The organism is Roseomonas sp. TAS13 (assembly GCF_001950415.1).
Classification (GTDB): domain Bacteria; phylum Pseudomonadota; class Alphaproteobacteria; order Acetobacterales; family Acetobacteraceae; genus Roseomonas; species Roseomonas mucosa.
Genome location: NZ_BDLP01000143.1, coordinates 1 through 10,892 on the forward strand (window position 1 = coordinate 1; position 10,892 = coordinate 10,892).

The 10,892-nt window shown below is 70.9% G+C and carries 10 protein-coding genes; 9 read left to right on the forward strand and 1 reads right to left on the reverse strand.

All coding sequences use genetic code 11. The features are described from left to right. The first annotated feature begins 211 nt into the window (after positions 1 to 211). The 5 genes from ROTAS13_RS12595 to ROTAS13_RS12615 all read left to right on the forward strand — a co-directional run bounded on the left by ROTAS13_RS12595 (position 212) and on the right by ROTAS13_RS12615 (position 4,150). Positions 212 to 844, forward strand: a complete 633-nt coding sequence (locus tag ROTAS13_RS12595) for a GNAT family N-acetyltransferase (protein ID WP_226946066.1) — start codon at positions 212 to 214, stop codon at positions 842 to 844. Further along, on the forward strand, positions 841 to 1,761 hold the full coding sequence (locus ROTAS13_RS12600; protein ID WP_075822513.1) for a carbon-nitrogen hydrolase family protein: 921 nt from the start codon (positions 841 to 843) through the stop codon (positions 1,759 to 1,761). The genes ROTAS13_RS12595 and ROTAS13_RS12600 overlap by 4 nt, the downstream gene beginning before the upstream one ends. After that, complete coding sequence (gene lpxB / locus ROTAS13_RS12605; protein ID WP_075822514.1) at positions 1,758 to 2,987, forward strand: lipid-A-disaccharide synthase; 1,230 nt, start codon at positions 1,758 to 1,760, stop codon at positions 2,985 to 2,987. Before ROTAS13_RS12600 ends, lpxB begins: the two co-directional genes overlap by 4 nt. A gap of 22 nt (positions 2,988 to 3,009) precedes the next feature. Beyond that, positions 3,010 to 3,660, forward strand: a complete 651-nt coding sequence (locus ROTAS13_RS12610) for a DUF1345 domain-containing protein (RefSeq protein WP_019459999.1) — start codon at positions 3,010 to 3,012, stop codon at positions 3,658 to 3,660. A gap of 67 nt (positions 3,661 to 3,727) precedes the next feature. Next, entirely contained in the window at positions 3,728 to 4,150 is a 423-nt protein-coding gene (locus tag ROTAS13_RS12615; protein ID WP_075822515.1) for a polyketide cyclase, read from the forward strand. Between the two features lie 639 nt (positions 4,151 to 4,789). Here the strand turns inward: ROTAS13_RS12615 and ROTAS13_RS12620 are convergent. Continuing rightward, positions 4,790 to 5,761 carry a Gfo/Idh/MocA family protein gene (locus tag ROTAS13_RS12620; protein WP_075822516.1) on the reverse strand — a complete coding sequence of 324 codons (972 nt, stop codon included), beginning with the start codon at positions 5,759 to 5,761 and terminating at the stop codon, positions 4,790 to 4,792. Between the two features lie 220 nt (positions 5,762 to 5,981). On the opposite strand from ROTAS13_RS12620, the gene secD reads away from it, so the two are divergent. The 4 genes from secD to ROTAS13_RS12640 form a co-directional block, all read left to right on the forward strand. Next, complete coding sequence (gene secD / locus ROTAS13_RS12625) at positions 5,982 to 7,604, forward strand: protein translocase subunit SecD (RefSeq protein ID WP_226946065.1); 1,623 nt, start codon at positions 5,982 to 5,984, stop codon at positions 7,602 to 7,604. A 12-nt stretch (positions 7,605 to 7,616) separates the two neighbouring features. Beyond that, positions 7,617 to 8,651: a protein translocase subunit SecF gene (gene secF, locus ROTAS13_RS12630; RefSeq protein WP_019459995.1), complete on the forward strand. Its 1,035-nt coding sequence runs from the start codon at positions 7,617 to 7,619 to the stop codon at positions 8,649 to 8,651. A 61-nt stretch (positions 8,652 to 8,712) separates the two neighbouring features. Further along, positions 8,713 to 9,648 (forward strand): tripartite tricarboxylate transporter substrate-binding protein, encoded by a 936-nt coding sequence (locus ROTAS13_RS12635; protein WP_171979092.1) that lies wholly within the window; start codon positions 8,713 to 8,715, stop codon positions 9,646 to 9,648. A gap of 151 nt (positions 9,649 to 9,799) precedes the next feature. Next, the coding region (locus tag ROTAS13_RS12640) for an EAL domain-containing protein (RefSeq protein ID WP_171979093.1) at positions 9,800 to 10,892 on the forward strand (1,093 nt) is incomplete at its 3' end.

Sequence of the window (10,892 nt, forward strand, 5' to 3'; positions counted from 1 at the left end):
GCCGAGGAAGCCCTGCTGGCCTGCCAGGGCCTGCTGGCGCGGCACCCGGATAGCGAGGCCGCCCGCCGTCTCTTCGCCAGCCTCGCCGCGGCGCCGCCCACACGGCCGGAGCCGCCGCCTCCCACAACAGCCGCCCAGGGCGGCGGCTTCCTGTCGCGCCTGCTCGGACGGGGTTGAGCCGCCCCATAGCCCGGTGGGGTGGAACTGCTCTATGCCCTACCCAATGTCCGACCCCGTCTCGCCCCTGCGCACGGAGACCCTGCGCGGCGCCGCGCTGCGCCCCTGGCTGCCGGCCCTGTCTCGCCTGCGCGTCGCGGTGTTCCGCGACTGGCCCTATCTCTACGAAGGCGATCCGCGCTGGGAGGAGGACTACCTCGCCGCCTATGCCGACCGCCCCGATGCCGCCGCCGTCCTGGCCTTTGCCGGGGAAGAAGGGGGCCGCGAGGTCGTCGGCGCCGCCACCTGCCAGCCCATGGCGGAAACCCATGACGCGGTGCGCGAGGCCTTCTCCCGGGCCGGGCTCGACCCGGCGGCCTTCTGCTATTTCGGCGAATCGGTCCTTCTCGCCCCCTGGCGCGGCCAGGGCATCGGCCTCCGCTTCTTCGAGGGGCGCGAGGCCCATGCCCGCGCCCTGGGCCTGAGGCACGCCGCCTTCGTGGGCGTGCGGCGCGACCCGGCGGATCCGCGCCGCCCGGCGGGGCATGTGCCGCTGGACGGGTTCTGGGCAAGGCGCGGCTACCGCCACCATCCGGAAATCATGGTGCGCATGGACTGGCCGGAGATCGGGAGCGACGGCGGCGAGGTGGCGCACGAGCTCACCGCCTGGCTGAAGGACCTGGCATGACCCCGCCCGCCCCGCTCCGCCTCGCGCTGCTGCAATACCCGGTGGAGCGCCCGCGCGACGTGGCGGCCTTCGCGGCGAAGCTCGACACCTGGCTGGCCCGCATCGCCGGGCAGGCCGACCTCGCCGTCCTGCCGGAATACGCCGCCGTGGAACTCGGCGCCGCTCTTTCCGGCAATGCATGGGCCGGCAGCACGGGCGACGGCCTCGCCGTGGACGAGGCCGGCGAGCTGCGTGCCATGACCGATGCCGCCCCCGCCATCCTGGCGGCCATGCAGGAGGCTGCCCGCCGCGCCGGGCTCTGGCTGCTCCCCGGCACCCTGCCCATGCGCGGCCCGGACGGGCTGGTGCGCAACCGCGCCCCGCTGATCGACCCGGAAGGCCGCCTCGCCTTCCAGGACAAGCGCTTCATGACCCGCTTCGAGGCCGAGCGCTGGATCGTCTCCCCTGGTGCCGCGCCGCAGGTCTTCGACACGCCCTGGGGCCGGATCGGCATCTCCATCTGCTACGACGTGGAGTTCCCGGCCCATGTCCGCGCCCAGGTCGAGGCCGGGGCCTGGCTGGTCCTCGCCCCCTCCTGCACGGACACGATGCACGGCTTCAACCGCGTGCGCTTCTCCGCCGCCGCCCGGGCGCTGGAAAGCCAGTGCTACGTCGCCGTCACCCCCACCGTGGGCCTTGCCCCCTGGTCGGCGGCGCTGGACGTGAACCGGGGCTTCGCGGCGGTCTTCGGCCCGGTCGATCGCGGCTTCCCGGAGGATGGCGTCCTGGCCCGCGGCGCGCTGGACGAGCCCGGCTGGGTGCTGGCCACGCTCGATCCCGCCCGGATCGAGGCGGTGCGGGCCGATGGCGGGGTGCGCAACCACCACGACTGGCCCGCCGCCCCCTTCCCCATTCCATTGCCGGGACGCTTCGCATGACGGAGGCGCCGCTGGTCTACCTGGTCGCCGGGGAAGCCTCCGGCGACGTGCTCGGCGCCCGGCTGATCGCCGCGCTGCGTGCGATGCGCCCTGATCTCCGCTTCGCCGGAGTGGGCGGGGAGCGCATGGCGGAACAGGGGGTCCAGAGCCTCTTCCCCATGCGGGAACTCGCCCTGATGGGACTGCTGGAGGTGCTGCCGAACCTCCGCCGCCTCGCCCGGCGGCTGGACGAGACGGTGGCTGACATCGCTGCCTGCCGCCCGGCTGTGCTGGTGACCATCGACGCACCCAGCTTCGCCCTGCGCGTCGCGGCCCGGGTGCGCCCCACCGGCCTGTCGGTGGTGCACTACGTCGCCCCGCAGGTCTGGGCCTGGAAGCCTTGGCGCGTGAAGAAGATCGCCCGGCAGGTGGACCGCATCCTGGCCCTGCTGCCCTTCGAGGCGCCCTTCTTCGAGAAGGCAGGCATCCCCGTCAGCTTCGTCGGCCATCCGGTGCTGGAAAGCGGCGCCGACCGGGGCGACGCCGCCTGCTTCCGTGCCCGCCACGGCCTGTCGCCGGAGGAGCGCGTGGTGCTGGTCATGCCCGGCAGCCGCCGCACCGAGGTCGCCCGCCTCCTGCCCATTTTCGGCGAGGCTCTGCGCCGGACCGAGGCACGGGTGCCCGGCCTGCGCCCCGTGGTGCCGCTGGCCGGGCCGGTGGAGGAGGCCGTCCGCGCCGGCACCGCCTCCTGGTCCCCCGCCCCGATCCTGGTGCGCGACGTGGCGGAGAAATACGACGCCTTCGCCGCCGCGCGGGAAAGCGGCGGGGTGGGGCTGATCAAGTCCGGCACCTCCTCGCTGGAGGTGGCACTCGCCCGGGTGCCGATGGCCGTGGCCTATCGCGTGAACCCGGTCACGGCGGAAATCGTCCGTCGCATCATCAAGGTGCGCTTCGCCAGCATCGTGAACCTGCTGGCCGACGCCGAGGTGATCCCGGAATACATCCAGGAGAACTGCACGCCGGAGAAGCTGTCCGCCGAGCTGGTCCGGCTGCTCACCGAACCCGGCGCCCGGCAGGGGCAGGAGGAAGGCTTCGCCCGCCTGCTGGAACAGCTCCGCCCCGGCCCGGGCCTGCTGCCCAGTCAGGCCGCCGCCCGGGCGGTGCTGGCGGAAATCGCGGCCCGGGCGCCATCATCCCTCCCGCCGCCCGCCGAATCGGAGCCCTCCCTCCCGGCCGCCGGCGCCTGAGCCGGAGGGCCCCGCCCGCACCATGCTGATCCCGTCGCTGCGCTTCGCCACGAGAAGCCTGCGCCTTCGCCCCGGCCTCTCCCTGGGCCTGCTGGTCGGGCTGGGCTGCTGGGGCGCCCTGGCCCGCTTCACCCCGCTGCGCCATTCCGCCGCCCTGCTCATCGGCTGGAACGCGGCGATGCTGGTCTATCTCCTGATGCTGCTCCATGGCGCCCTGACCGCCGATCCGAGGCTGGCCAAGAAACGCGCCGAGGCCCTGGACGAGACGCGCTGGGGCGTGCTGGGCGGCACGGTGACGGCGGTGCTGGTGTCCCTGATCGGAGTGGCGCTCGACATGGCCGGGGCCAAGGGGGATTCGCCCTGGACCTCCGCCCTCGCCATGGCCACGGTCCTGCTGTCCTGGGTCTTCGTGCAGGTACTCTTCGCGACGCACTACATGCACGAGGCAGCGCTGCGCGGCGGCATCGAGTTCCCCGGCGGCGAGAAGCATCCGGACCTGCTGGAATTCCTCTATTTCTCCTTCACCGTGGGCATGACCGCCCAGGTCTCGGACGTCACCACCTCCTCTCCCGGGATGCGGCGGCTGGTGCTGCTGCACGGCATCCTGTCCTTCATCTTCAATGCCGCCGTCATCGCCGGGACGGTCAATATCGCGGCCGGACTCGCAGGTTGACGCTGAACACGCATTGACATGTCAAGACCCTGTCAGAATCTGTGGCATGGGAGGAAAAGGGGACACCATGTTGGAGGCCCAGACGCTCAGCATCAGCGTCGCGCGCAACTGGCGGTCGCTCTACGAGGCGCTCTGGCATCCAGAGAGCTTTCCGCTCTGGGCCACCGGACTCAGCGCCTCCTCGTTGGAACCGGATGGCGATGCCTGGGAAGCCCTGGGCTCCGAAGGCCCAATCCGGATCCGCTTCACCGGTCACAATGCCTTCGGCGTCATGGACCACTGGGTGGAGCTCCAGGACGGAAAGATGGTCCATGTACCAATGCGAGTCGTCGCCAATGGCGAAGGTGCCGAGGTGATGCTCACCCTCTACCGCCAGGCTGGCATGTCAGAGGAAGCCTTCCGGCACGACCAGGACTGGGTGCGACGTGACCTGCAGCGCCTGCGCGAACGCTTCAGTTCAGTTCCTTTTTCGCCGGATCCATCAAGCTGATCTTCATACAGCCGTTACCGACACGGCTATGTCGTGTCAGGCTCGGTGACGGTCCCACAAAATACACTCAGCAATAGCTTGGGCCATCATGCTTTCGGAATGGGTCCTTGTTAGATGGAAAAAACGGGACCGCCCCCTCCTCAGGGGAAAGAAACTCGGTTTCATATTCCAATCCGGGTTCCTGGAGGCGCTTTGTCTTGAACGAACCCAGGAACACAGAGTTTTCAGGAATTCTCGGATAGAAACTGGACCAAGTAAGCCTTTTACTTTCCCCGGCAGCCAAATCACACAGACGAACGGGTTTACCCCGCCTCGCCGTTGCCCCCAACATCAGCAGGTTCGTCACCAGCGCCGTGGACCAGGGGGTGCCGTCGGAAAGCCAGCCCACCGCCGCCTTCCCCAGCGCCGCCAGTCCGATTGCGTTCCCCGGTGGGCGCCGAGGCGGTCCTGGCCTTGTGCGGAGGCCGCCATGGCACCGGTCATGAAACTGGCCGCACCAGTCCGGACACGGTCGCGATCACCGTGCCGACGTGGAACAGCCGGTCATCGCCGAGGCGCAGCCCTCGAACCGGCTGTTCAGCATGTTGGCGTTCATCATCCCGGCAATGTTGAGACCGAAGAGAAAGCCGGGACCTCCGCTCAGACTCCGGCGGCGAGACGCGAGGCGGCCAGCGCCTCCTCCACCCGCAGCGCGGCATCCAGCGCCGCACGCCCGGCCGCGCCATCTACCCGCACCGGCGCGCCATCCAGGCAGGCCGCCACGAAGCCCGCATGTTCGGCCTCCAGGCTGTCGCGGTCCTGCCAGGAGGACTGTTCCGCGCCGAAGCCCGGAAGCTGCTCCAGCGCCGCGCCCTCGCCCTTGCGCACCACGTGCATGGTGCGGGCCAGGAAATCCATCTGCAGATAGCCCTCGGTGCCGAAGAGGCGCAGCCGCCGCTCCATCTTCAGGCTGACCCGGCTCGCCGTCAGCGTCGCCACCCCGCCATTGCCGAAGCGCAGCCGGGCATTGGCGATGTCCGTCTGCGCCGAGGCGATCGGCCCGCCCACCGCATCGACGCCGACCAATGGCGCGCCGAACAGCGCGAAGGCCAGGTCGATGTCGTGCACCATCAGGTCCAGCACCACCGGCACGTCCAGTGAGCGGGGGCGGAAGGGTGCGATCCGCACCGCCTCCATGTAGAGCGGCCGCCCGATCCGGGCCGCGACCCCGCCCTCCCCGCCCATCAGCGCGGCGAAGCCGGCCGAGAAGCGCTCCAGATGCCCGACCTGCAGCACGAGCCCCTTCGCCGCCGCCAGGGCGATCAGCTCGTCCGCCTCGGCCAGCGTCGCGGCAATGGGCTTCTCCACCAGCACATGCCGCCCGGCCTCCAGCGCCTGCCGCGCCAGCCCGTGGTGGAAGGCGGTCGGCGTCGCCACGATCACCGCATCGGCCCGCGCGATCACCTCGGCGGCGGGCAGCGCCGGCACCCCCACCTCCCCGGCCACGGTGGCGGCGCGCTCCGGGTCATGGTCGTGCAGCCCCACCAGCTCCACCCGTGGGCCCGCGGCCGCCTTCAGCACGTGGAACCGTCCGAAATGCCCTGCTCCGAGCACGCCCAGCTTCAGCCGCATCCGTCTTCTCCGGCACCGATCGCGTGCATCACCCATGCACTCCGCCGCCGGCTCTAGATCATCCGGGCGCCGGGTTGAAGCGCGCAAGGCCCCCGGGAGGCGGTGGCCAGCGGAGAGGACGGGCGGGAAAGCGGGCGGGAAAACCACGCCCGGGGCGGCGCGGCATCCCTGTCACCATCCGCATCACGCCAGCGTCTTGCATGAAACCGGCGCAAACTTCATGTTCCGCCCCCTCAACCAGGGGCTGATCTCAAGGACCATGTTGTACTTCGCGCGATGGAAGGTCGCCGCGATCCTCGGTGTCATCGCGCTCGGCATCCTGCTCTGCCTTCCCAACTTCCTCCCCAGCTCCGCCCTGCCCTCCTGGGCGCAGCGGCAGATCTCCCTCGGCCTCGACCTGCGCGGCGGTTCCTACCTGCTGCTGGAGGTGGACCTGAACCGCGTGGCGCATGACCGGCTGGAGGCCATCGCCGACGGCGCCCGCACCCGGCTGCGGCAGGCCAATATCGGCTACACCGCCATCGCGACGGACGAGCCGAACCGCCGCGTGACCGTGCGCCTGCGCGACCCGGCCCAGGCCGACACGGCGGCGGCCCAGCTTCGCGACCTGGCGAACCCGGTCACCGCCTCCACCGGCGCCACCAGCCCGGACATCGAGGTCGCCGCCACCGGTGACGGCGCGCTGAACGTGACCGTCACCCAGGCCGGGCTCCAGGCCCGGGCCAGCGGCGCGGTGGACCAGTCGGTCGAGATCGTCCGCCGCCGCGTGGACGAAACCGGCGTGGCCGAGGCCCTTGTCGCCCGCCAGGGCCAGGACCGCGTGCTGGTGCAGCTCCCCGGCGTGGACGATCCGAACCGGATCAAACAGCTCCTCGGCCGCACCGCCAAGATGACCTTCCACCTGCTGGACGAGAACGCGAACCCGCAGGCCACCGTGCCGCCGCCCGGCACCATGTTCCTGACCGGGGAGCGCGACGGCCAGCGCTATGCCGTGCGCCGGCAGGTGGCGGTGGACGGCGCCAACCTGTCCGACGCCCGCGCCTCGCAGGACCCGCAGACGCGCGAATGGGTGGTGAGCTTCACCTTCGATTCGGTCGGCTCCCGCCGCTTCGCCGACATCACCCGCGCCAATGTCGGCCGCCCCTTCGCCATCGTGCTGGACGACAAGGTGCTGACCGCCCCGGTGATCCGCGAGCCCATCACGGGCGGGCGCGGCCAGATCAGCGGCTCCTTCAACGCCCAGTCGGCCAGCGACCTCGCCGCCCTCCTGCGCGCCGGCGCCCTGCCTGCGCCGCTGACGGTGGTGGAGGAGCGCACGGTCGGCCCCGAGCTCGGCGCCGACGCCATCCGCGCCGGGCTGATCGCGCTCGGCACCGGCACGCTCTTCGTGCTGCTCTACATGGGCACCGCCTACGGGCTCTTCGGCTGGTTCGCCAACCTCGCCCTGCTGGTGAACCTCGTGCTCACCGGCGCCGCGCTTTCGCTGCTCGGCGCCACGCTCACCCTGCCCGGCATCGCCGGCGTCGTGCTCACCCTCGGCACGGCGGTGGATGCCAACATCCTGATCAACGAGCGCATCCGCGAGGAGGTGCAGGCCGGGCGCGCGCCCGCTTCCGCGCTGGAGGCAGGCTTCAGCAAGGCCTATGGCACCATCCTGGACAGCAACGTCACCAACCTGCTGGCCATGGCCGCGCTCTACCTCTTCGGCTCCGGCCCGGTGAAGGGCTTCGCGGTGACCGTGGCGCTGGGCACCGTCGTGCACCTCTTCACCGCCACCACGCTGGTCCGCCTGATGATCTCGTACTGGTTCCGCTCGCGCCGGCCGCGCAGCCTGCCGGTCTGAAGGGGGCAAACCATGCTTCGACTCCTGACCCATCCCCTCTTCCGCGTCGTCCCGGACGGCACGCGCATCCCCTTCATGCGCGGCCGCTACATGGGCATCCTGGTCTCGGCGATCCTGTCGCTGGCCTCGGTGGTGCTCGCCTTCCATCCGGGGCTGGAGAAGGGCATCGACTTCAAGGGCGGCATCCTCATGGAGGTGCGCACCCCGGGGCCCGCCGACTTGGCCCGCACCCGCTCCGCGCTCGATGCGCTGGGCGTGGGCGAGGCTGGCGTGCAGGAATTCGGCAGCCCCGACAGCGTGCTGATCCGCCTGCCCGTGCAGGGCGACGAGGCGGCGACGCAGCAGGTCGTCAACCGCGTGCGCGGCGCGCTGGACCAGGTCGCCCCCGGCAGCCGCATCCTGCGTACCGACGCCGTGGGCAACCGCGTCTCGGACGAGCTGTTCCGCAACGGGCTCTACGCCCTCGGCTTCTCGCTGCTGGCGATGCTGGTCTACATCTGGGTCCGCTTCGAATGGCAGTTCGCCGTGGGCGCGGTGACGACGCTGATCCTCGACACCACCAAGGCGGTGGGCTTCCTGGCCGTCACGCAGATCGAGTTCAACCTGACCACCGTCGCCGCGATCCTGACGATCATCGGCTTCGGCGTGAACGACAAGGTCGTGGTCTATGACCGCGTCCGCGAGAACCTGCGCAAGTTCAAGACCACGCCGTTGCGGGAGGTGATCGACCTGTCGATCAACCAGACGCTGAACCGCACCGTCGGCACCTCGGTCACGCTGCTGCTGTCCGCCCTGCCACTGGCCATCTTCGGCGGCGACACCCTGTCCGGCTTCGCCTGGACGGTGATCTTCGGCATCGTGGTGGCGACCTCCTCCTCCATCTTCATCGCGGCGCCGCTGCTGCTCTTCCTGGGCGAGCACCGGCTGCGCCGCGGCGAGGCGCGCCCCGCAGCGCCTTCGGCAACCGGCATGAAGACTCCGGCGAAGCCCTCGCAGAAACCTGCCCAGACACCCGCAAAGAAGCCGGAGGCCCAGCCGCAACGATGACGGCGGGCCGATGGGGCCGGGCCGAGGAGATGCCGGCCGGAGCCCTGTGGAGACCCGGCCCGTGGCTTCGCCGGTGAGGCCAGCGGCGGCACCGGGCAGGCGCCTGCTGCTGAGCCTGGCGGCGGGGCTGGCGGCGCCTTTCCCGGCACGCGCCCATCCCGCCGGGGCCGCGGGGGAGGTCACCCTGCTGACCGGAGGGGCGGAGGGCGGGCCGAGCGACCTCTGGCTCCGGGCCTTCGCCCCCTTTCTGGAACGCCACCTGCCGCGCCACACCGTTTCCGTGGTGAACCGCCCGGATGCCACCCGCGCGCAACTGCTCGCCGGCATCGCCGCCGCACCCGTCAATGGCCGCAGCCTGGGCTATGCGGTCACGCCCGACATCTTCGTGGAACCCGGAAAGGGCCGCGCCCCGGGCCTGCTCAGGCGGCTGCGCCTCCTCGGCGCGGTGGCGGAGGACCCCCTCGCGCTCGTCGCGCCACCGGAAACGAGCCTTGCCGGCCTGCAACGTGAGCGGGAGCCGCAAACCCTGGCTCTGCCACCGGAGGGTTCCACCGCCGCCCTTGCCGCGCCAATGCTGCAGGAACACCTGCCGCTGGTGCCGCTGCACTTCCCCTCTGCCGCCGCCGCCCGGCAAGCGACCCTCTCAGGCAATGTCTCTGCCGCTCTGGTCCGGCTCTCCGATGCCATCGCCGCGTTGCAGGAAGGCCGGCTCACGGCGCTGGGGCTGGCCCTGGCGGAGCGCTGCGCCCTTCTGCCGGAAACACCCATCCTGAGTGAGCGGGGCATTCCCCTGGTGGCCTCCGCCCGGCGCGGCTTCGTGCTGCCCGCCGGTACGCCAGATGCCCTGGCCATTCCGTTGGCCACGGCGCTGGCCAAGGTGGTGGCGGACCCGGAATACGTGGCGCAGTCGAATGCCGCGGGCATACTTCCCGCCTTTCTGAGTGAGGCCGACTGGACACGGCTGGTCCGTCAGCAACTGGCGTCGCTGAAGCTGTAGTTCCCTTCGGGAGCTTACGGAAAGCATGAAGATTTCTGCAATGTTCACACTTCTGTATTGTCTATTTTTTGATACTAAGGTAACTTCTTTCCCCGTGACCAGTTCATGCCCATATGCTGCCGATCAACGGGAGGAACGCTTTGCGGGGCCCATGATCAATTCCGGCGACAGGGTGGAGGACGCGCAGGCACCCATCATGGTTCTGACCCAGGACCAGGGCGTGCTCCGGGCCGCGCGCAGCGCGGTGAGCGCGCTCGGCCAGCCGGCCTCCGCGCTGCAACACGCCTTTTCCCCGCAGGAAGCCTTGAATGCCGTCCTGGCAGCGGATGAGCCGCCCCGCCTCCTGATCCTGGAGGATGGTGCCAGCGGCAACGGGATCGACGAGCTCTGCGTCGCGACGGCCGATGCCTTTGGCGCCACCCGCAGCATGGTGCTGAGCCGCGACCACGCCGCCGCCCTTTCGCCCCGGGCGATCCGCGCCGCCATGCGGTCCCTTCCCGCCGCCACGCCCCTGGCGGAGGACACGGAGGCGATCCGGCTCGGCCTGCTGCAAGGCCAGGTCTCGGTGCGCTACCAGCCCATCGTCCGCATCCGCGACGGCCAGCCGGCCGGCGCCGAAGCCCTGGCGCGCTGGGAGGCCCCGACCGAACGCTATTCGCCCGAAAGCTTCGTGCCAATCGTGGAAAGCGCCGGACTCGGCCTGGACCTGTCCATCGCCGTGGCGCGCCGTGCCGCGCAGGAATTCGCCATGGTGCGCCGCAGCCGCCGCCGGGGAAGGAACTGCCGTGTCTCGGTGAACCTGCCGCTTGCCGTGCTGCTGCAGGACGACACTGCCGCCTGGCTCGGCCTGATCCTGGCCAAAGCCGGCCTGCCCGCCCATGCCTTGGCACTGGAGCTGACGGAGACAACGCCGGTCGAGGACCGCAGCCTGCTGCGGCGCGCCCTGCTGCGGCTACGCCGGGCCGGCCACGAGGTGCTGTTGGACGACCTCTGCCTCGACGATCCCCGCGAATCGCTGCTGGACCTGCCTTTCGGCGGCGTGAAGCTGGACCGCAGCGTCGCCGCCGCCATGCGCCACAGCCACCGCGCGCGGAACATGGTCCGGCGCGTGGTACGGCAGGCCGATTCGGCCGGGATGCGTGTGGTCGCGGAGGGCATTTCCGATCTGGGCCTCTGGCGTGCCGCCGCCGCCGCCGGGGTCTCGCACGCCCAGGGCTATGCGGTCGGCCGCCCCATGCCGGCGG